General features: G+C 67.1%; 1 pseudogene. It reads left to right on the top strand.

What is annotated here, in order from left to right:
* Positions 1–328, top strand: a pseudogene (locus B4L76_RS21495) (ubiquinone biosynthesis regulatory protein kinase UbiB); the annotation flags it as partial.

The following is a 328-nucleotide window of genomic DNA, read 5'->3' as shown; positions in this document are numbered from 1 at the left end:
GGAAGTGCAGCCGCAGCTGGTACTGTTGCAGAAAACCCTGCTCAACATCGAGGGCCTGGGCCGTCAGTTGTACCCCGACCTGGATTTGTGGAGCACCGCCAAGCCGTTTCTCGAGCGCTGGATGCGTGAGCGCATGAGCCCGAAAGCCGTGCTTGGCAATATCCACAGCCAGGTCGAACAGCTGCCACACCTGGCCGACATGGCCCGCGACGTGCTCGAACGTCTGTCACAACCGCACCTGCACGACCCGCAACTCCCCGAGCGCCGTCGCCAGGGCGACCGCTGGCCGCTGCGCCTGCTGGGTGCCGGCCTGCTGGGCGGCGGCGCG

Source organism: Pseudomonas sp. UBA4617 (genome assembly GCF_002386445.1).
In the GTDB taxonomy this organism is placed as follows: Bacteria; Pseudomonadota; Gammaproteobacteria; order Pseudomonadales; family Pseudomonadaceae; genus Aquipseudomonas.
This window is presented reverse-complemented; position numbering and strand designations above follow the sequence as displayed.